General features: G+C 69.1%; 22 protein-coding genes. 12 read left to right on the top strand and 10 right to left on the bottom strand.

Annotated elements, in window-relative coordinates:
- Positions 1-7 precede the first annotated feature (7 nt).
- Positions 8-1,453: an alpha/beta hydrolase gene (locus AJAP_RS11735; protein ID WP_038510632.1), complete on the bottom strand. Its 1,446-nt coding sequence runs from the start codon at positions 1,451-1,453 to the stop codon at positions 8-10.
- Positions 1,454-1,698: 245 nt separating this feature from the next.
- Here AJAP_RS11735 and AJAP_RS11730 point away from each other — a divergent pair, with 245 nt between their 5' ends.
- Genes AJAP_RS11730 through AJAP_RS11705 form a run of 6 tightly spaced genes read left to right on the top strand, consistent with a single transcriptional unit; the run spans position 1,699 to position 4,871 of the window.
- Positions 1,699-2,163, top strand: coding sequence for an Asp23/Gls24 family envelope stress response protein (locus AJAP_RS11730; RefSeq protein ID WP_038510629.1), 465 nt, complete (start codon positions 1,699-1,701; stop codon positions 2,161-2,163).
- A gap of 41 nt (positions 2,164-2,204) precedes the next feature.
- A complete protein-coding gene (locus AJAP_RS44350; RefSeq protein ID WP_016335849.1) occupies positions 2,205-2,381 on the top strand; it encodes a hypothetical protein in 177 nt (58 codons plus the stop codon).
- Positions 2,382-2,386: 5 nt separating this feature from the next.
- Positions 2,387-2,773, top strand: a complete 387-nt coding sequence (locus AJAP_RS11720) for an Asp23/Gls24 family envelope stress response protein (RefSeq protein WP_038510626.1) — start codon at positions 2,387-2,389, stop codon at positions 2,771-2,773.
- A complete protein-coding gene (locus AJAP_RS11715; RefSeq protein ID WP_038510624.1) occupies positions 2,770-3,297 on the top strand; it encodes a DUF6286 domain-containing protein in 528 nt (175 codons plus the stop codon). Before AJAP_RS11720 ends, AJAP_RS11715 begins: the two co-directional genes overlap by 4 nt.
- Positions 3,294-3,860, top strand: coding sequence for a hypothetical protein (locus AJAP_RS11710; RefSeq protein ID WP_038510621.1), 567 nt, complete (start codon positions 3,294-3,296; stop codon positions 3,858-3,860). The genes AJAP_RS11715 and AJAP_RS11710 overlap by 4 nt, the downstream gene beginning before the upstream one ends.
- Positions 3,861-3,920: 60 nt before the next feature.
- Entirely contained in the window at positions 3,921-4,871 is a 951-nt protein-coding gene (locus AJAP_RS11705) for an SDR family NAD(P)-dependent oxidoreductase (RefSeq protein WP_038510618.1), read from the top strand.
- On the opposite strand, the gene AJAP_RS11700 is transcribed toward AJAP_RS11705, so the two are convergent.
- The 3 genes from AJAP_RS11700 to AJAP_RS11690 form a co-directional block, all read right to left on the bottom strand.
- On the bottom strand, positions 4,852-5,559 hold the full coding sequence (locus AJAP_RS11700; protein WP_038510616.1) for an anti-sigma factor: 708 nt from the start codon (positions 5,557-5,559) through the stop codon (positions 4,852-4,854). The two genes, AJAP_RS11705 and AJAP_RS11700, sit on opposite strands and share 20 nt — an antisense overlap.
- Positions 5,556-6,152, bottom strand: a complete 597-nt coding sequence (gene sigK, locus AJAP_RS11695; RefSeq protein WP_038510613.1) for an ECF RNA polymerase sigma factor SigK — start codon at positions 6,150-6,152, stop codon at positions 5,556-5,558. Before sigK ends, AJAP_RS11700 begins: the two co-directional genes overlap by 4 nt.
- A 96-nt stretch (positions 6,153-6,248) precedes the next feature.
- Complete coding sequence (locus tag AJAP_RS11690) at positions 6,249-6,716, bottom strand: MarR family winged helix-turn-helix transcriptional regulator (RefSeq protein WP_038510610.1); 468 nt, start codon at positions 6,714-6,716, stop codon at positions 6,249-6,251.
- 86 nt (positions 6,717-6,802) lie between these two features.
- Here AJAP_RS11690 and AJAP_RS11685 point away from each other — a divergent pair, with 86 nt between their 5' ends.
- A complete protein-coding gene (locus AJAP_RS11685; RefSeq protein WP_038510607.1) occupies positions 6,803-7,909 on the top strand; it encodes a cytochrome P450 family protein in 1,107 nt (368 codons plus the stop codon).
- Positions 7,910-7,953: 44 nt separating this feature from the next.
- On the opposite strand, the gene AJAP_RS11680 is transcribed toward AJAP_RS11685, so the two are convergent.
- The 3 genes from AJAP_RS11680 to AJAP_RS11670 form a co-directional block, all read right to left on the bottom strand.
- Complete coding sequence (locus AJAP_RS11680) at positions 7,954-8,160, bottom strand: CsbD family protein (RefSeq protein WP_016335858.1); 207 nt, start codon at positions 8,158-8,160, stop codon at positions 7,954-7,956.
- A gap of 84 nt (positions 8,161-8,244) precedes the next feature.
- Positions 8,245-9,129 carry an alpha/beta fold hydrolase gene (locus AJAP_RS11675; RefSeq protein ID WP_038510603.1) on the bottom strand — a complete coding sequence of 295 codons (885 nt, stop codon included), beginning with the start codon at positions 9,127-9,129 and terminating at the stop codon, positions 8,245-8,247.
- A complete protein-coding gene (locus tag AJAP_RS11670) occupies positions 9,129-9,629 on the bottom strand; it encodes a hypothetical protein (RefSeq protein WP_037344996.1) in 501 nt (166 codons plus the stop codon). The genes AJAP_RS11675 and AJAP_RS11670 overlap by 1 nt, the downstream gene beginning before the upstream one ends.
- A gap of 139 nt (positions 9,630-9,768) precedes the next feature.
- On the opposite strand from AJAP_RS11670, the gene AJAP_RS11665 reads away from it, so the two are divergent.
- Both AJAP_RS11665 and AJAP_RS11660 read left to right on the top strand, forming a co-directional pair.
- On the top strand, positions 9,769-10,380 hold the full coding sequence (locus AJAP_RS11665) for a LysE family translocator (protein WP_038522853.1): 612 nt from the start codon (positions 9,769-9,771) through the stop codon (positions 10,378-10,380).
- A gap of 11 nt (positions 10,381-10,391) precedes the next feature.
- The gene (locus AJAP_RS11660) at positions 10,392-11,039 is read left to right on the top strand and encodes a B3/B4 domain-containing protein (protein WP_038510600.1); all 648 of its coding nucleotides are present in this window, start codon (positions 10,392-10,394) and stop codon (positions 11,037-11,039) included.
- On the opposite strand, the gene ku is transcribed toward AJAP_RS11660, so the two are convergent.
- Together ku and AJAP_RS11650 are read right to left on the bottom strand one after the other, a co-directional pair.
- Positions 11,026-11,955 (bottom strand): non-homologous end joining protein Ku, encoded by a 930-nt coding sequence (ku, locus tag AJAP_RS11655; protein ID WP_038510597.1) that lies wholly within the window; start codon positions 11,953-11,955, stop codon positions 11,026-11,028. The two genes, AJAP_RS11660 and ku, sit on opposite strands and share 14 nt — an antisense overlap.
- Before the next feature lie 58 nt (positions 11,956-12,013).
- Positions 12,014-12,292, bottom strand: a complete 279-nt coding sequence (locus AJAP_RS11650; protein ID WP_038510595.1) for a YggT family protein — start codon at positions 12,290-12,292, stop codon at positions 12,014-12,016.
- A gap of 430 nt (positions 12,293-12,722) precedes the next feature.
- Here AJAP_RS11650 and AJAP_RS11645 point away from each other — a divergent pair, with 430 nt between their 5' ends.
- From AJAP_RS11645 to AJAP_RS11640, 3 genes are all read left to right on the top strand, one after another.
- Positions 12,723-15,635, top strand: coding sequence for an AfsR/SARP family transcriptional regulator (locus AJAP_RS11645; RefSeq protein ID WP_038510592.1), 2,913 nt, complete (start codon positions 12,723-12,725; stop codon positions 15,633-15,635).
- Between the two features lie 81 nt (positions 15,636-15,716).
- The gene (locus AJAP_RS45055) at positions 15,717-15,839 is read left to right on the top strand and encodes a hypothetical protein (RefSeq protein WP_255432121.1); all 123 of its coding nucleotides are present in this window, start codon (positions 15,717-15,719) and stop codon (positions 15,837-15,839) included.
- Positions 15,840-16,103: 264 nt separating this feature from the next.
- The gene (locus AJAP_RS11640) at positions 16,104-16,967 is read left to right on the top strand and encodes a SagB/ThcOx family dehydrogenase (protein WP_228694911.1); all 864 of its coding nucleotides are present in this window, start codon (positions 16,104-16,106) and stop codon (positions 16,965-16,967) included.
- A 199-nt stretch (positions 16,968-17,166) separates the two neighbouring features.
- On the opposite strand, the gene AJAP_RS11635 is transcribed toward AJAP_RS11640, so the two are convergent.
- Positions 17,167-18,381, bottom strand: a complete 1,215-nt coding sequence (locus AJAP_RS11635; RefSeq protein ID WP_038522850.1) for an HNH endonuclease signature motif containing protein — start codon at positions 18,379-18,381, stop codon at positions 17,167-17,169.
- Between the last annotated feature and the right edge of the window lie 37 nt (positions 18,382-18,418).

Genomic DNA, 18,418 nt, shown 5'->3' with positions numbered 1-18,418 from the left:
CCCAGCATCACACGGGACCGCCGGTACAGCGGGCCGGGGCGGCGGGAATCGTCGAATCGACCAGATACCGGCTCACCGCATCGTCCACACAGGACGATCCGCCGCCGAAGACGGCGTGCCCGACGTCCTCATTGGACAGAAGCACCGCGGATTTGAGGCTTTCCGGCAGCCGCCGCGCCCAGCCATAGGGTGTCGCGGCGTCCTTCGTGGTCCCGACGAGCAGGATGGGCGGCGCGCCGTCCGCCCGGATCGTCCTGGACGGAGCGGCACCGGTGGGCAGGAAGGCGCAGCCGAGCGCTTCCGTACCGGACGAGAGCCGGGAAACACGGCGAAGCTCTCGCGCGGCGTCCTCGTACGCCGCCAGATCGGTGGGATGGGTCCGGTCCAGGCAGTTGACGACGGTGAGCGCGTCGGTCGTGTCGGTCGAGGTCTCCGGCTCGTCGGCGGGCTCGTCCGACGAGCCGTCCGAGGGAGCGTCGGCGCCGAGGATGATTTCCGACAGCTCCGCCCAGTCCGCCGGAAAGGTGAGTTTCGCGGAGATCTCCGAACGAAGAGCGCTCCCTTCACCCGCTTTGTCCGCTTTGGCCAGCACTCGGTCCACGGTGGCGAGGATTTCGGTCGCGTCCTGGCCGGGGCACGGTTTGCCGGTCCTCGTGGCACATTGCTTCGCGTAGGTCAGCAGGGTGTCTTCCACGCCCTTCGCCTGCTCGACGGTGTCGGCCCGCCAATCGAGATAGGTGTTGTCGACGCCGTCGAGCACCATGGCGCGGACCTTCTTCGGGAACCGGTCGGCGTACAGCTGGCCGATCCGCGTGCCGTAGGAGTAGCCGAGGTAGGTCAGTTTCTCCTGGCCGGTGACCACCCGCAGGACGTCGAGGTCGCTGACGACGTCGTCGGTGCCCAGGTGCCGCAGCACGTTCTCCCCGGTGTTCTTGAGGCACGCCTCGGCGTACTGCCGGGTGCTCGGAACCTCGGCGCCGATCAGCGGCAGGCCCTCGGGAGCCTTCGAAGCGGGCTCTCTCTCGGTGTCGCAGCGGAGCCGCGGTTCGCTGCCGCCGATCCCCCGCGGATCGAAGCCGACCAGATCGAACCTGGCCCGGACCGGGGCGGGCCAGGTGCCCGCGATGTCCTTCACCATGGCGACGCCGGACTGCCCGGGGCCGCCCGCACCGGCGACGAGCGTGCCGATCCGCTCCCCCGGCCGGGTCGCCGCGGCCTTGATCACCGGCAGCGTGAACTTCGGCCCGTCCGGCCGCCGGTAGTCCACGGGCACGGTCAGCTTCGCGCACTGCAGGGCTTCGCAGGGGCGCCAGTCCAGGGTCTGCCGGTAGAACGACGTCAGCGCCGCCTCGCGCTCCGGTTCGTCCACTTTGGTCACCGGCGCCGGAGTTCCTTGCGATGTGGTACATCCGGCGACGAGCGCGATCGACAGCATCACGCATTTCCAGCTCACTCGTAACTCCTGCCTTCGGGACACCGGACGATCCAACCCCGCGGCCCGCCGTGCGCACGACCCTCGACGGGATGAAAAGGGGCGGCGGTGTCGGCCGCGGGGACTAGGCCGAAAGACATACCCACGAGCGATGAGATCCAGACCACACGATCGGGTCGTGACGATCTTCGCGCGGCTGGGTCTATTGAGTGTGGAAGCGAAGAACTTCCACCGCAGGCAACGGAATCCGAATTGAGGAGATCGCGATGACGAACACCGCCACCACCGCCAAGCCGAACTCGAACTCCACCGCCCCGGCCGAGAACAGCGCGCTCGTCTCCACCCAGGGCGTGACCACGATCGCCGACACCGTCGTCCAGAAGGTCGCGGGCCTCGCGACCCGGGAGATCACCGGTGTCCACGCGCTGGGCGGCGGCGCCGTGCGGGCGTTCAACGCGCTGCGTGAGCGCATCCCGGGTGCCACCGCGTCCGCCGGGCAGGGCGTCTCCGTCGAGGTCGGCGAGCGCCAGGCCGCGGTCGACCTGCAGATCGTCGTCGAATACGGCGTCGCGATCGCTGATCTGGCGAAGTCGGTGCGCCGCAACGTGATCGGCGCGGTCGAGCAGATGACCGGGCTCGAGGTCGTCGAGGTCAACATCAACGTGTCCGACGTGCACATCCCGGGCGACGACGACGCCGACGAGAGCACCGAGTCCGGCCGCGTCCAGTGACCATCGGCGCCGGTCCGCGCCAGACAGCAAGGAGAACGTTCATGAACGCCACCCAACTCGGCCTGTTGACCGGTCTCGTGCTCGGCGTGGCCGGCGCGTTCGGCGGCTTCGGCGCCTTCCTCGTCGTGCTCGTGCTCGCCGCGCTCGGCCTGCTGGTCGGCAGGTTCCTCGACGGCAAGCTCGACCTTTCGGCCCTGGCGGGCCGCGACAGGGGCTGATCGCCATGACGACGATGACCGCCGCCGCGCCCGGGACGGACGGGCGCGGCGGGCTGACCGTGGCCGACGGCGCCGTCGAACGGATCGCCGCGCGGGCGATCACCGAGGTCGACGGCGCCGGCGGCGCGGCCTCCCGGGTGCTCGGGATCGCGGTCGGCGGCGAAGACCTCGACCAGGGCGCCAAGGTGAGCGCGCACGTCACCGGTTCGACGACCACTTTGGACGTCCGGCTTTCGGTGAAGTACCCGCTTTCGGTGCGCGCCACCACCGAGGCCGTGCGCGAGCATCTGATCAGCCGCGTCGGCGGGCTCTCGGGCCTGACCGTCACGCGGGTCGACATCACCGTCACCGCCCTGCATTCCGAGGAGACCGAGACGAGGAGGGTCCGATGAAACGGCGTCCACGCCGCAGCGCCCCGGCCGTGCTGGTCGCCCTCGTGGTGCTCGCCGGCTGTGTCCTGGCCGCCGTCGTCGCGGTCCAGACGATCATCGGGGAGACACCGTGGATCGGCTACGACGCCATCGCGTCCGCGCTGCACGATCTCCGATGGAGTGATCCCCTTCCGGCGATCGCCGGCGGCGTGGTCGCGCTCCTCGGTCTGCTGCTCCTCGTGAGCGCGGTCGTCCCGGGGAAGCCGACCGTGCTGCCGCTCGAAGGCGGCACGGATTCAGGCGCCTCCCGCCGCAGCTACCGATCGACCCTGCGCACCGCCGCATCCACTGTGGACGGTGTCTCGGCGGCGAAGCTCAAGGTGAAGCGGCGCGCGATCGTCTCGGTGGTGACCACCGGGCGGACGAACACCGCCGGGCTCGCCGACGCCGTCCGCGCCGCCATCGAGCACCGTCTCGCCCAGATCGGCCCCGCCGCCGTTCCCGCCGTGCGGGTCCGGGTCAAGGCCACGAGGAGCGCGTCATGACCGACCTCAACCGTCCCGCCCGGCTGAACCGCACCCTGCTGGTGCTGACCGGGCTCGTGCTGATCGCCGGTGGCGGATTCGCCGTCGGCACCCATTTCGGCCGCATCCCAGTGCTGGATCCCGGCACCACGCTCGTCCCCGGCACCGCCATGCCGCCCGCGTGGGTCTGGTACGCCGTCGCCGGGGGCGCCGTGCTCCTCGGGCTGCTGGCTCTGCGCTGGCTCATCGCGCAGCCCGTCCGCAAACCCAAATCCCACACCTGGCGCTTCGAGCAGGACACCGGCCGGACCGCGCTGGCCGCGAGCACCGCGGTGGACCCCTTCACGGCGGAGGTCGCGACCTATTCCGGCGTCCACGCGGCGCACGCCACGCTCGGCGGCACCCAGGACGCGCCGGTGCTGGCCGTGGTGCTGAGCGCCGAACAGGACGGTGATCTGGCCGCGATCCGTGAACGGATCACCGAGGAGGGCTTGCCGAGGCTGCGTCAGGCACTGGATCTCGACGAGCTTCCGATGACCATCGAGTTCCGCTTTTCCGCGAAGGCCGGGCCCCGCATCCGGTAAAAGGTTTCCGCGGCGGCCTCGCCGGGAAGTCGCGTACCACGACCGAGGAGGAGCATCCGCATGTCCACCGTGACCCGCGCCGCCGACACCGTGCTCGACCGGACCCTGCTCGGGTACGGCAACATCGGATACCTCCTGCGCCGGACCTGGTGGCCGGAGGATCCCGCGCCGGACGCGCTCGCGGGCAAGGTCGCCGTGGTGACCGGCGCGAAGGCGGGCCTGGGCAAGGCGACGGCCATCGGTCTGGCGAAGCTGGGCGCGACCGTGCGCATCGCGATCCGCGGCGACGGTGACGCCGCCCGCGCCGAGATCGAGCGCGCCGTCCCCGGTTCGCGGATCATCGCCGACCACTGCGACGTCAGCCTGATCTCCTCCGTGCGCGACTACGCCAAGAATCTCGACGGCGAGGTCGACGTCCTCGTGCACAACGCCGGGGTCATGCCCGCCGAACGCACGGAAACGGCCGAGGGCAACGAACTCATGCTGGCCACGCATGTGCTCGGCCCCCATCTGCTGACCGCGTCGCTCCGGCCGAAGCTCGCCGACGGCGCGAGGGTGATCTGGGTCAGCTCCGGCGGCATGTACGGCCAGCCGCTGCGTGCCGACGACCTGCAGTACCGCCGTGACGAGTACAAACCGGCCGCCGGCTACGCCCGCACCAAACGGATGCAGGTGGTGCTCGCCGAACTCTGGGCGGACCGGCTGGACGGTTCCGGCGTCACCGTGCACAGCGCCCATCCCGGCTGGGCCGACACGCCCGGGGTCGCGACCTCCCTGCCGACGTTCCGGAAGCTGACGGGCCCGCTCCTGCGCAACCCGGAGCAGGGCGCGGACACGTTCGTCTGGCTCGCCGCCGCCGAGGAACCCGGCCGGTACAACGGCATGTTCTGGCACGACCGCGTCCAGCGCCCGACCCACTACCTCGGCAAGACCCGGGAAACCGCCGCGCAGCGCCAGGAACTCTGGCAGGCCTGCGAGCGGCTGACCGGCGCTAAGACAGATTCACCATGACGACCGCCGGAACCGTCGGCGCGGGCGAACCTCCGGCCGGTTCCGCGGTGATACCGACCCGGTCGATCCCGCCCGGCAGCTCCGCGAGCACCGGCCGAGTCCGATGTGGACCGTCCGGCGCCAGCAGACCGGCGGAATGCACCCCGCTCGCCCCGATGAGCCACACCTGATACGCCTTGCCCGCCGCCAACGGCGGGAGTTCACCGGCCAGTACCACGATCTTGCCCTGGCTCCGCGAGGTCACGACCGTGGTCGTCCCGGATTCGGCACCCTTGACCGTCGAGGCGTCCGGCGCGGTGAGCACGGCGTTGACGGACGCCAGCTGCTGTTGCGCGGGGTCGGCTCCCGGGTCGGTGGTCGTGGTGACCAAGCCGAACACCAGCGCTCCGACGGCGGCCGCCGCGGCGCCCCAAAGGGCGACCCGGGTCTTCACGACCCCGCCGCGACGCGCGAGCGAGGGCGGCCACTGACGGGTGTGGGCGACCCGCGTGAGCGTCGCTTCCCGCAGCCTCGGCGGTGGCACGGTGGCCAGCGCCCTTCCGAGCCGCGCGGCGGTCTCCCGGAGCTCCCGGACTTCCTGGCCGCACGCGGGACAACCCCGCAGGTGCCGTTCGAACGCCGCGGCCTCCTCCGCCGGGACGGCGTCCAGGGCGTAGGCCCCGGTCAACGTGTGCAGCTCGGCGGTCATTGCCCCACCCCCAGGCAGTCGCGCAGCCGGATCAGGCCGTCGCGGATGCGGGTCTTCACCGTGCCGGGCGCGGTGTCGAGCACCTCCGCGACCTCCGGGTACGTGTAGCCGTTGTAGTAGGCCAGCACCACCGATTCGCGTTGCAGGTCGGTCAGCGCGGACAGGCACTGGCGCACCCGCTGCTGTTCCAGGTTGGTGATCGTCGACTCGGCGACCTCGTCGAAGGGGCGCCGGAAATCGAGCCTGCCCGCCCGGTCGTCCCGGTCGAGCGCGGCCTGATGCGACCGCACCCTGTCCACCGCCCGCCGGTGCGCGATGGTGAGCACCCAGGCCAGCGTGCTCCCCTTGCCCGGTTTGAACCGCGCCGCCGTCCGCCACACCTCCACCAGGACCTCTTGCGTGACCTCCTCGGCGAACGTGCCGTTGCGCACGACCCTGTTCACCACACCCCACACCGGTCCCGCCACGACGTCGTAGAGGTCGGCGAACGCCTGTTCGTCGCCGGCCGCGACCCGTTGCATCAAACTCGTCTCGGCGGGCTCCGTTCCGGTGCCGCCGCTTCCGCGCGGACTCGTCCGCACACCCTCGACCATCAAGCTGCCTCCACCTCACCCGACGCCCGGCTACGCGGTTTGCCAGGGCGTCCGGGAGGGATTCGGTGCCGAGAGCGGATCGGACTGGTCCGCCGGTCAGGAATGTTCTTCGAGCACGTTGTCCATTGTGGACTTCAGCTGCCGGAGGAAGGCCTCGAAGCGTTCTATCTCTTCCGGCGGGTATTCCGCCACGAGAGCCGCCAGCCCGGCGCTGAACGGGCCGAAGAACTCCCGCGCGGGCGCCTGGATGTCGGTACCGCTGCGCAGGGTCACCACCCGGCGGTCGCTGTTCTCCCTGGTCCGCACCACATAGCCGAGGTTCTCCAGCCGGTTCAGCAGATTCGTGGTCGCGCCGGAGGTCAGGGCGATGCGTTCGCCGAGCCGGGCCGGGGACAGCGGCGAGCCGGTGTCTTCGGCGTAGAGGATCTCCACCAGCGCGGCGGCGTCGGTGGCGTGGAGGCCGAGCCAGTCCGCGAACCGCCGGGTGAACTCGGTGTAGTTCGCCCCGAAACTCCGGAGGCCGTCCAGGAGCGACGCGCTCCGCGCCGCGACATCGTCCGCCATCGCCCCTCCTCGGTTCCGTGCTTTGACAACCTACCGGCCACAAATATACCTTCATGGTGAAGCTACTTTCTCATGAAGGAGTTCCTGTGCTCCCCGATCCGTTCGCCGCGTCGACCCGCGGCATCACCGAACCCGACCCTGTCCGTCCCGCGCTGCGAGCCGCCGGCCCCCTGGTCGAAGTGGCCGCCCCCGAGGGCGGAAGCGCGTGGATCGTCACCGAGGAGAAGCTGGCCCGCGAAGTCCTCTCCGATCCCCGCATCGCCAAGGATCCGGCGCTGGCCCCCGCGGGCTGGACGGCGCTCGAACAGACCGCCGCCGAACAGCCGTCCCTCACCACCCTGGACGGGCCCGAACACACCCGTTTGCGGCGAGCGCACGCCCCGCTGCTGAGCGCCAAACGGATCCAGGCGCAGGCGGACCGGATCCACGGGGTCGCGCGGGCTCTGCTGACCGACCTCGGCGGCGAGACCGTCGACCTCATGGACGGGTTCTCCACCCGTTTCCCGTTGACGGTGCTGCTCGACCTGCTCGGCATCCCGCTCCACCTGCTCGACGCCGCCGTGGACGCCTGCCGCCGCATGTCGGATCCCGAACCGGGTGGCCAGGGCAAGGCCATCGCCGCGATCGCGGACCTCGCCGCCGCGGGGCTGACGCCGAACCGGAACGGGCTCGCGACGGAACTACGCGACAGCCTCCCGGCCGGAACGTCCGAAAAGGACCTGCGGTATCACCTGTTCGCGTTGATCTTCGCCGGGCAGCTGACCACCGACGCCTCGATCGGCTTCCTGATCTCGCGGCTTCTGAACGGGGACAAGGCATCCGTGAACGACCTCGTCCGCGAAACGCTCAAGGACCATCCGCCCGCGCCGTTCACGCTGTGGCGGTTCACCACCGTGGAGCTCGACCTAGCCGGGATCCGGCTCCCCGCCGGGGCGCCGGTGCTCGTCGACATCCAGGGCATCAACACGGACCCGGCGAAGAAACCGGGCCCGGACCTGACTTTCGGCGCGGGACCGCATTTCTGCGTCGGCGCCCAGCTCGCGCAGCTCGAATTGCGGGCGGTGGCGACGGTGCTGCGCACGGACTTCCCCGAAGCCCGGCTCGCAGTACCGTACGGCGAACTCCGGCAGACGTTCCTCGGTGGCATCCAGGGCACGCGGCTCACGAGCCTGCCGGTACGGCTGCGCGGCTGAACCGGGCCGGGGCGCGAAACCGCCGCCCCGGCCCGAAAGGACCGCTACTTCTTGAAGGTGTCGCGGATCTTGTCCGCCGCGTCGCCGACGGCGTCCTTCACGTTTTCGACGGCGCCCTTGAGACCGGCCTTCGCCTGATCCGCCTGACCTTCCGCGCGCAGTTCGTCGTTGCCGGTGGCGTCGCCGGCGGCCTCCTTGGCCTTACCGCCGAACTCTTCGGCCTTGTTGCTGATCTTGTCGCCCAAAGACATCGTTCCTCCTCCGGATCGTGCGCCTTACCTCCGAAGGACAAGCGAAGATCAGGATTCGTCACGCACACGGACGGGTGATCGCCCTCACCCGAGCAGAGAGGTCACCGCGGTGGCGAACGCTTCAGGGGCTTCCTGTGGGACGTTGTGGCCCACACCCGGCAGAACCCGATGCGCGTACGGCCCGGTGAAGTACTCGCGGTCGCCCTCCGCACTGGGCCCGCCGACGCCGTCGTCCCCGCTTTCCAGCACGACCGACGACACCGTGATGGCGGGCTCCCGCGCGATCAGGTCTTCGAGCGCCTGATACCGCGGATCACCCTCCGCCAGCCCGAACCGGTGCCGGTACGAGTGGATGACGACGTCGACGAAATCCGGATTGTGGAGGCTCCGCGCGCTCGCCGGGAACGCCGCGTCGGCGCCGGTCCACGTCGGCGACCAGGTGCGCCACAACAACGCGCACAGCTCGTCTCGGTTCTCCGTCAACCCTCGGCGGCCGCGCTCGGAATGGAAGTAGTACTGGTACCAGTACGTGCGTTCCCATTCCGGCGGCGCCGGTTCTCCGGCGTAAGCGAGATTCTGGACGTTGTAGCCGTCCACCGACACCAGTCCGCGCACACGCTCGGGCCGGAGCGCGGCCACGATGCACGCCGCGCGGCCGCCCCAGTCGTATCCGGCGACGACGGCGTTCTCCAGCCCCAGCACGTCCATGAAGTCGAGCAGATCCTGCGCGAGCGCGGCCTGCTGCCCGGAGCGGGGCGTGGCGTCGTCGAGGAACCGCGTCCCCCCGAACCCGCGGAGATACGGGACGTACACCGAGGCACCGCCCGCCGCGAGGACCGCGGCGACCTCGTCGTAAGCGCGGACGTCGTACGGGAACCCGTGCAGCAGGACCACCGGCGGCCCGCCCGCCTCGCCGGCCTGTTCGTATTCGATCTCCAGGACCGGCGTCGTGACGCGCTTCGTCGCCATCAGCCGGACCAGCCGCTCAACCTCGTCAAAAGCCGTTCCAGGACTTCGGGATCGGCGCCGACGGGCTCACCGGAGACGGGTTCGTCCACCAGCGTGCGCCGGTCGCCTCGCCTCGGCAGCCGGACCTGTCCGGCCGACAGGCCGCCGGGCAGCGGCAGTTCACACCAGACGGTCACCCCGCCGGTCGCGCTCGGCGCCACGCCGGTCCGCTCGCCCGGCGCGGGCGTCGGCACCGGAAGCCCGTCCAGTTCGTGGTCGACCTCGATGACCAGCACGTCCGACCGCAGACGCAGTCTCAGCGTGAGGAACGGCGGCTCCTTCGGATCGGCCGCGTCGACCAGCGTGCCCACCAGTCTGGCGGCGGCGGTCTTCGCCTGATCGAGCAACGGCCGCAAGGACCAATCCGACAAGATGAGACGGACGAAGAGCTCGGAACACAACACGGCGTTCGGTTGTGCCACCAGCCGGAGGTCGTCCACCTGGGAAGTGCGCGCGCTCAAACCAAGGCCTTCCTCGTCGACGTGCGAGCGTGCATCATGCCACTCCATCCGGTGAACCCGTCGATCAACCCTTTGGTCCAGTGGAGTGGCACGGGTTTGGCTCTGTCCACGAGGCCAAACAGCGCGCACAGTGGTCGGCGTGAGCATCGCCTTCCTGATCACCACGCTGGTCGTGGTCGCCACGCCCGGCACCGGCGTGGTCTACACCCTTTCCGCCGGGCTGGCCAGGGGAAGACGCGCGAGCGTCCTCGCCGCGACCGCCTGCACCCTCGGCATCATCCCGCACATGATCGCCGCGATCACCGGTCTCGCGGCGCTGCTGCACGCCAGCGCGGTGGCGTTCGAGATCCTGAAGTACCTCGGCGTGGCGTACCTGCTCTACATGGCGTGGTCGACGCTGAAGGACCGGGAAGCCATCGTCGTGGAGGGCGATCCCGAGCCCACGTCGGCGCTGCGGACGATCACCTCCGGTGTGCTGATCAACGTCCTGAACCCGAAGCTGACACTGTTCTTCTTCGCGTTCCTGCCCCAGTTCGTCCCGGCGGGCGAGCCCGGTTCGCTCCCCCGGATGCTGCTGCTGAGCGGGGTGTTCATGCTGGCGACGTTCGTGGTGTTCAGCGTGTACGGCGTCCTCGCCGCCGGCGTGCGGCACCACGTTCTGTCCCGGCCGCGCGTGCTCGCCTGGCTCCGGCGGATCTTCGCCGGTTCCTTCGCCGCGCTCGGCGCCAAACTCGCGTTCACCACCCAGTAGACAGGTCCAGCATGCGACTCCAGCACCACCCGGACATCCGGTCCGCCCACCCCGGCCTCGCCGTCGGCACACTCCAAGCCACCGGGATCACCCCGGACCTGCCGGTCGATCTCGAGAAATTCGTCGCGCGGGCGACGCGGCGGCTCGCCGACGGCCCGGAATCGGAGTTCCCCGAGATCCAGGCGTGGCGGCGGGCGTTCGCCAAGATGGGCCTGAAGCCGACGCAGTACCGCTGCGCGTCGGAGTCCTTGCTGCGCAGGCTGCGGAAGGAAGGCACGCTCCCCCGCATCCATCCGGTGATCGACCTGTGCAACGCGGTGTCGGTCGCCTACGCCATCCCGGTCGCGGTGCTCGACATCGCGAAGATCAGCGGCTCGCTGGAAGTCCGTCACGCGCGCGGCGACGAGAAGTACGTGACCTTCGCCGGCACGGTCGAACAGCCGAACGCCGGTGAGGTGATCTTCGCCGACGAGGACGGTCAGGCTCACGCGCGGCGATGGACGAACCGGCAGAGCGGGCACTCCGCGGTCTCCGCGACGACGTCCGACGTGCTGATCGTCTCCGAAGGGCTGCACGCGACGGCGGCGGAGGACGTCCGGCTGCTGATCGAGGCGATCGCGGGCGAACTCTCGGCGGCAGGCATCGTCACGAGGCTTTGAGCGCCTTCTCCAGGCTCGCGCGGGTCATCTTCGACCGGCCCTTGATGTCCCGCTCCCTGGCCAGCTTGTCCAGGTCGGCCTTCGACAGCGAGGAGAGGTCCTTCTTCGCTGCCGGCTTCTTCGCCCCGGACTTCTTCTTGGCCTTTCCGCTCTCCACGCTCTTCGAAAGCGCCTCGAACAGGTCGACGACCTTCGTCGGCTCCCCGGGTTCGGTGGCCGGTGTGATGGTGTCGCCCTTCTTCTTGGCCTTGATCAGCTCCCGGACACGGTCGGTGTAGGTGTCGCGGTACTCCTCGGGCCGCCAGTCGTCGCTCATCGCGTCGATCAGGTTGACGGCCATGTCGAGTTCCTTGCCGCGCGCCTTCGCCTTGCCGGGGAGGTCCGGCAGTTGCTCGGCGGGATCCCGCAGGTCGGCCGCGAAATGGAGGGTGTTGAGCACCATCACGCCGTCACCGGAGCGCACCAGCGCCAGGTATTCGCGGCCACGCATGACGAATTTGGCGATCCCCGCCTTGCCCGACGAGTCCATCGCCTCGAGCAGCAGCGCGTACGGACGCTCGAACTCGTCCTTCGCGGGCGCGAGCCAATAGGTCTTGTCGAAGAACATCGGGTCGATGGCGTCCAGCTCGACGAAGCTCTCGATGTCGAGCGACTTCGACCGGCCCGGCGCGATCTCGTCCAGCTCCTCCGGCTCGACGACGACATACTCGCCGCTGTCGAGCTCGTAACCCTTGACGATGTCTTCGTAGCCGACTTCCTTGCCGGTGCGCTCGTTCACCCGCCGGTACCGGATGCGGTCTTCGGTGCCGCGCTGGAACTGGCGGAAGTGCACCGTATGGTCCTCGACCGCGCTGTACAGGCGGACCGGGACGGTCACCAGACCGAGCGAAAGCGAACCGCTCCAGACCGGGCGCATGGGCACACTCCTCTCCTCCACCGACCTGGTACCCGTGATCGCGGAGGATCACACCTGGTCAGAGACTGAAGGCGAGGGACTGCAGGAGCACCACCCCGAGGAACACGAGGGTGAAGGCGAGATCGAACGCCACCCCACCGGCCCGCACCGGGCGGACCACACGACGGACCGGTGCCAGCGCGGGCTCGGTCAGCCGATGAGCGAAGTCGCGGACCCGGAACGCCCAGGCGGGCAGCCGGGTGGCGAGATTGACGGCCCAGTCCAGCACCATCCGGACGATGAGCACGATCAGGAACAGGGTGAGCAGGACACCTGCGATATCACCAAGAGCACTCATGACGGCACACTCCTCTTCAGACCAGTGTGCCGTGCTCGGCTGGGAACGACCTGTGACGCGGAGAAGGGGCTACCAGGGCGGTTGGCCACCCCCAGTACGAAGGCCAACCGCCGCGGAGCCCCTACACGCGGTTCGGCGCGCTGCCCCGTCGCGCCGAGCCGCAGCTGTACCTTCAGCTTTCCAAGGGCCTGCATCGGAATTACATCGGCTCTCCACCGCCGGACATCCGCGCAGTTCAGGGGCCGCGGGGCGTAGAATCGGGAAGGTTTCAGGGCAGGCCCGCGCACGCCCGTTAGGCCGAATGCAGTACGGCGCGCCCCGCGCCGACCTGGCTGGAGGCCGAAGCGGTGGGCTAGGGTGCCGATCAGCCGGCGAACGGACTGGAGGTAGTGCGTGAGCACGCTCACGGCCTCGGACGACATAGTCGCATATGACCGCTGATCGTTTACCCGATTCGGCGGGATCGCCTCGAACCACTGTCCAGAGTTCCCAGCTCGGCTTCTCCGTTCTCGGTCCGCTCGAAGCCGAAGTCGACGGTGTCCCCGTCCGGCTGGGTGGACGCCGCGAACAGCGTCTTCTCGCCGCTCTGCTGATCAACGCGGGCCGGCTGGTCCCGGTTTCGTACCTGGTCGGCACGATGTGGCCCGAAAATCCGCCGAAGACCGCGGTCCGCCAGGTCAGCAACGCGATCGCGCGGCTCCGGCACGACCTCGGGGTGGCCCGGTCCGCCGTGGTCACCACCGGCTCGGCGTACCGCGTCGTCATCAGCAGCGCCTCGCTCGACTCGGTCCGCTTCGAAGCCGACTACAACCAGGGCGCCGAACTCCTCGCGGCCGGGCTGATCTCCCAGGCGGCCGCCAAACTGGCCGACGCGCTCGCGCTCTGGCGCGGCCCGGCGTTCGACGGCCTCGAAGGCGACGCCATCGAGCAGACGGCGCGACGCCTCGACGAAGAACGTCTCGCCGCCAGTGAGCTCCTCATCGGCGCCAGGCTCCGGCTCGGCGAGACCGAGGCGGCGGCTCGCGAGGCCTTCGACCTCGCCGCCTGGCATCCCACCCGCGAGACCCTGCAATGTCTCACCATGCTGGCGCTCTACCGGGCAGGCCGCGGCGCCGACGCGCTCCGGACGTTCGATCGGACCAGGACCGCGCTCGCCGAGGAGCTCGGCGTCGACCCCAGCGCCGAGCTGAGCGCGCTCCACCAGCAGATCCTGCGCGCCGACGCCGAGCTGATGGAGGACGGCGCCCTCGTCCGGTACGGCGTCGGCGGGCTCCGGGCCGGGATGGACACCGGCGGGCGACGCGAGGACGCGGACGCGCAGAAGGCGCTCTTCCCCCGGCCCGCGCAGCTTCCCGCGGACCTCCCCGCGTTCGGCGGCCGCGCCACCGAACTGCGGACCGTCCTCGAAATCGGCCAGGACGACTCCTCGGCGGGGCCGCGGCTGATCGCGATCGACGGCATGCCCGGTGTCGGGAAGACCGCGCTGGCCGTCCACGCCGCGCACCGGCTCGCCCCGCTGTTCCCGGACGGTCAGTTGTTCGTGAACCTCGAAGGGTTCTCGCCCGCCGGAGACCCCGTCGATCCGGGGACCGCGCTCGAGGCGCTGCTGCGGTCGCTCGGCATCCAGGGTTCGGACATCCCCGCCGGGACCGAGCAGCGCGCGGCGCTGTTCCGCAGCTGCCTCGCCGGCAAACGGGTGCTCCTGGTGCTGGACAACGCCATCGGGGCGACGCAGGTGAGCCCGCTGCTGCCCGGCGCGGCGAGCTGCTGTGTGCTGATCACCAGCCGGACCCGGCTCGTGGACCTCGACGGCGCCGAACTGCTCTCGCTGGAACCGTTCAGCCGGGCCGACGCGGTGGATCTGCTCGGCCGGATCGTCGGGCCCTCCCGGTTGAAGCGGGAGTCCCCGGACGCGGCCGATCAGGTCGCGAGCCTGTGCGGCGATCTCCCGCTCGCGCTGGCCGTCACGGCGAGCAGGCTGCGCGCGCGGGCGTCGTGGACGCTCGACTTCGTCGCCAGGCAGCTGCGCGACGAGCGGAACCGGTTCGGCGAGCTCACCGCCGGCGAACGCGACGTCGCGGGCGCGTTCCGAGTGTCCTATCTGAACTTGACCGAGACCGAACGGCGGGTGTTCCGCCGGTTGAGCCATCATCCCGGTGCGGCGTTCGATCTGCACTCGACGGCGGCCTTGGCCGAGGTCGACCTCGCCGAGGCCCGACGGCTCGCCGAACGCCTCGTCGACGTGAACCTCCTGCGTCAGCCGTCGATGGACCGCTACGAGATGCACGACCTCCTCCGCAGCTACGGTCGCGAACTCCTGCTCGCCGAGGAGCCCGAGTACCAGCGCGAGGCGATGATGCGGCGGCTGTTCGACTACTACCGCAGCACCGTCGCGGCCGCGATGGACTTCATCGACCCGGATTCCGAGGAGGAACCGGGCGGCCTCGAAGTGCCGAAGAGCGAGTTCGGACAGTCCTTCGCCGACTACGACCAGGCCGCGCACTGGATGGACGCGCAATGGCAGAACGTGCTGCCGGTGGCCGTCGCGATGAACAACCATCAGCAGTACTCGGACCTCGTGCCCTTCTGCTCGGCGGTGTGGCGCTACTTCGACAACCGCGGCTACTACCGGCAGGCCAGGGAGCTGGAGACCCTCGCCCTGTCCGCCGCGCGGGTCACCGGGAACGTCGTCCTCGAGTACCAGGCCCTGCACATGTACGCGCTGACCCTGTGGCGGCTCAACGAGTTCACCGAGGCGAACCGGCTGTTCAACGAGGTGTTCGAACTGGCCGCGACCACCGGCGACATCCGGATGCAGTGCCGGGCCAGGGGCAACTCGGGGGTCACCCACTGGCTCAAGGGCGAGTCGGACGAGGCGATCGAACACCTCGGCTGGGTCCGGGAGACCGCCCACACGCACGGCAGCGTGCTCATCGAAGCCCGCGCCAGGCACCGGATCGGGCTGATCCACACCGAGAACAGGCGCTATCCCGAAGCCGCCGAGGAACTCGACCAGGCACTGCGACTGGCGCAGGAGAACGAATCGCCCGATCTCGAGGCGGAATGCTTTCTCGCCCTCGGTATCAATTCGCGCGGACTCGGTGACGGCGCGCTCGCGGTCAGTCAGTTGACGACCGCGGTGGAAGTGCTGGAATCGACCGGGAATCGCAGCATGCTGCCCATCGCCCACAAGGAGATGGCGTTCGCGTTCGACATTCTCGGTGAGCGACTGAATGCGGACCGTCATCGCCGGTTCGCATTGCGCCTCTACACCGATCTCGGCATTTCGGAGTCGCCCGAGGTTCGCGAACTCAAACAGCGCCTGAACGATTACTCGGCGTAATTAGCCGTTCTGCTCCGGTACTCTGTTGGCGTAGGTATATTCGCTTGACCGGAGTAACCGTTCACGGAGAGGATCAACGGCATGCACGATGAGGACGACGACGAGTTCTTGTACGAGCTCGAAGCGGAGTACAAGGCACAGAGCACCTGGGGCGGGTTCGAGCCGCCGCCGCACGGCGGGCCTCCTTTCCGCTCGCGACGCTGAATCACCTGACGTATTCGGAAAGTATTTACTGGGGACTGGGGCACAAGACATTCGATGCTGGTCAGGGTTTCCTCATGCGGAACGCTCTATTGGTCCGATGGTGACGTCGTCTGGGACGATCACCTCGGACATCGCCAGCTGAAACTCGCCGATGGAACCGAACGCGTCCTGCGATGGTTCAGTTCTTGGCGAGAACCGGAATCGGTCCGCGATGCGGATGAGAATCCCGAGATCGGGGAAAGGCTCGTCCGTATCGCGCGAGCGATGATCCGGTACGAAGTACTGGTGGTCAAAGGTTCTCACCGGCAACAACGCGAAGAAGAGATCCTTCGGGATTGGGGCCCTTGGGGAACGTCCGCGCGGGCGTTTCACTTCGGCACGCGTTCGTTGCGCGAGACCGAGTTCACCACCAGCGAAACGACGGCGAAAACCTTGCTGGAGAAGGCGAAGGTCAGCCCTCCGCCTTCTCCGGTGAGGCCAACGGGTGAACACCACACGATCGCGTTGCCCGAACCGTCACCGGAACCACTGAACACCATCGGGCTGGGCGAGGCGCTGAGCCGGCGCAGAAGCGTCCGCGAGTTCGGTGAAGAACCCTTGCGGCTGCGCGATTTGAGCGCGCTTCTCACCGCGGCGAGGCCGACGAGGCCGGAAACGCATCCCGACATCCCCGCCACCGGGAACGTCTTCAAGACGAGCCCGTCGGGCGGGGCGCGGCACCCGACGGAGGTGTACGTCTACGCGAGGAACGTCGAGGGCCTGGCCCCGGGCGTCTACCACTACAACGGCTTCCGGCACGGCCTCACGCCGCTGGACGGCAAGATCGACGACGACCAGCTGATCGCGCTCGCCGGCGACCAGCAGTGGACCGGGAACGCCGGCGCGCTGCTGATCTACACGAGCGTCATCGAGCGGAACCAGTGGAAGTACCCGGTGAGCCGCACGTATCGCGTGCTGCTGATGGACGTCGGCCACCTCAGCCAAACCGTGTACCTGCTGGCGACCGCGCTGGGCCTGAACGTCACGTTCACCGCCGCGCTTCGCGACGAACTGGTCGAGGACCTCCTCGGGTGTGATCCGGCGAACGAGCTGGTGCTCGGTATGTCGGTGGTGGGTAATCGCTTGTGATGGCAGGTGGTTGGTTTCGGCGGTGAGGCGTGGCCGGATTTCGGCGACGGCGAGCCGTAGTGGCTTCCTAGGTAGAGGCAGCTTCGGCCCAGTGCGCTGTGATGGCGGTCCTCGATCGACCCGTGGCCGTATTTCGGCGACGAAGCCAGAACGTCGCGTTCTTCCGAGGGGCGCGCCGTTGCCGTTTTCCGGCGACGGCTCAGAACGGTGGCGCCTCGTCACGGGGTTCGTGCAGCGGCGGAGGCGAGCTGTCGTAACTCCGCCCTGTAGGCGTCGTGATCGTCAGGGTCCCATCAGAACCCAGCCGATAGTTCCAGCCGGGCTCGTCCTTCAACCGATGATCACGGCGGCATAGATCGATCAGTTCGGTATCCGCGGTGTGGCCACCGTGTTGCCAGGGCAGCGAATGATCGAGGTCGCAGGCCTGGGCCACACGATGACACCCGGGTCTTCGGCACTCACGATCCCGCACCCGAACGAATTCGTCGAGACCGGCGGTGGGTCGATACCGGTCGCGGCCGAGGTCGAGAACCTGCCCCGAGAGCGGGTCCGTGATGATCCGCCGCAACACCGTATTCGACCCACCAGCGATCTCCCGCGCCAACGACGCCGGAATATGCCCATGCCCGGCCATCTCCGCGGGATCATCGTTCAACCCGAGGTAGGTGTTCAAGTCCATGTAGAGGAACACCTCCGACCGTTCACTCTTCCCACCCTGACCGCCCAACAGAAGATCAAGGGCGACATCCGCACGCAGCTGATCCAGGGTGCGGGTCTCCCCACCGGCCCGCAGCGCCCGAGCCTCACGGTCGATCCGCGCATAGGCGGCAGCCACCTTCTCCACCGGCCCGTCTTCGACCTCGATGGACGCCACCCCGGTCTCACCCTGCCGGATCGATAGACGACGTCCGCCGCGGTTCCGTTCGGCACGACGAGCCGCCCCAGCACGGTCGGCCATCATCGCCGCATGGTTCGCCGCTTTCCGGATCTGATCGGAGTTCCGGCCCGGCAACCGATCCTCCAGCACCGCGTCCACCGCGCGGGCGTCGTCGTCCGAGAGCCAAGCGGTGGCTGTCGCGACTTTCATCGCTCCGTAGCCACCGACCTTCCCGGCATCCAGGAGTCCCAGTGTGCGTGGCAGGCGGGTGGTCAGCGCCTGAGCGGCGGACACCAGCCCGGCGGCATGTCCGTCCACAACGGACAGAGCGAACGCGACCTCCTGCACCACACTCGACGCACCGTCACGGTGACGGCTCAGTCGTCCCAACGCGCGGAACCGGACCGCCTCCAGCCGTGCGATGCCCTCCGACGCCGCGACGGCAGCTTCTACGGCATCGTTGTCCCCCAACGAATCCAGCGAAGCATTAACCTCCCGCAAAACATCCGACGAGGTGATTTCCTTCAAACGCGCCACAGTGGCGTTGAGTGTGTCCACACGCAGAACGTACAAC

The organism is Amycolatopsis japonica (assembly GCF_000732925.1).
Classification (GTDB): domain Bacteria; phylum Actinomycetota; class Actinomycetes; order Mycobacteriales; family Pseudonocardiaceae; genus Amycolatopsis; species Amycolatopsis japonica.
This window is presented reverse-complemented; position numbering and strand designations above follow the sequence as displayed.

Bases quoted from the DNA above. Each gene is read 5' to 3' on its own strand.
- AJAP_RS44350 (WP_016335849.1), top strand. From the start codon at position 2,205: ATGAACGCCACCCAACTCGGCCTGTTGACCGGTCTCGTGCTCGGCGTG.
- AJAP_RS11675 (WP_038510603.1), bottom strand. From the start codon at position 9,129: ATGGCGACGAAGCGCGTCACGACGCCGGTCCTGGAGATCGAATACGAA.
- AJAP_RS11690 (WP_038510610.1), bottom strand. From the start codon at position 6,716: ATGGCGGACGATGTCGCGGCGCGGAGCGCGTCGCTCCTGGACGGCCTC.
- AJAP_RS11660 (WP_038510600.1), top strand. From the start codon at position 10,392: ATGCGACTCCAGCACCACCCGGACATCCGGTCCGCCCACCCCGGCCTC.
- sigK (WP_038510613.1), bottom strand. From the start codon at position 6,152: ATGGTCGAGGGTGTGCGGACGAGTCCGCGCGGAAGCGGCGGCACCGGA.
- ku (WP_038510597.1), bottom strand. From the start codon at position 11,955: ATGCGCCCGGTCTGGAGCGGTTCGCTTTCGCTCGGTCTGGTGACCGTC.
- AJAP_RS11710 (WP_038510621.1), top strand. From the start codon at position 3,294: ATGACCGACCTCAACCGTCCCGCCCGGCTGAACCGCACCCTGCTGGTG.
- AJAP_RS11645 (WP_038510592.1), top strand. From the start codon at position 12,723: ATGACCGCTGATCGTTTACCCGATTCGGCGGGATCGCCTCGAACCACT.
- AJAP_RS45055 (WP_255432121.1), top strand. From the start codon at position 15,717: ATGCACGATGAGGACGACGACGAGTTCTTGTACGAGCTCGAAGCGGAG.
- AJAP_RS11715 (WP_038510624.1), top strand. From the start codon at position 2,770: ATGAAACGGCGTCCACGCCGCAGCGCCCCGGCCGTGCTGGTCGCCCTC.
- AJAP_RS11720 (WP_038510626.1), top strand. From the start codon at position 2,387: ATGACGACGATGACCGCCGCCGCGCCCGGGACGGACGGGCGCGGCGGG.
- AJAP_RS11730 (WP_038510629.1), top strand. From the start codon at position 1,699: ATGACGAACACCGCCACCACCGCCAAGCCGAACTCGAACTCCACCGCC.
- AJAP_RS11680 (WP_016335858.1), bottom strand. From the start codon at position 8,160: ATGTCTTTGGGCGACAAGATCAGCAACAAGGCCGAAGAGTTCGGCGGT.
- AJAP_RS11640 (WP_228694911.1), top strand. From the start codon at position 16,104: ATGATCCGGTACGAAGTACTGGTGGTCAAAGGTTCTCACCGGCAACAA.
- AJAP_RS11650 (WP_038510595.1), bottom strand. From the start codon at position 12,292: ATGAGTGCTCTTGGTGATATCGCAGGTGTCCTGCTCACCCTGTTCCTG.
- AJAP_RS11700 (WP_038510616.1), bottom strand. From the start codon at position 5,559: ATGACCGCCGAGCTGCACACGTTGACCGGGGCCTACGCCCTGGACGCC.
- AJAP_RS11705 (WP_038510618.1), top strand. From the start codon at position 3,921: ATGTCCACCGTGACCCGCGCCGCCGACACCGTGCTCGACCGGACCCTG.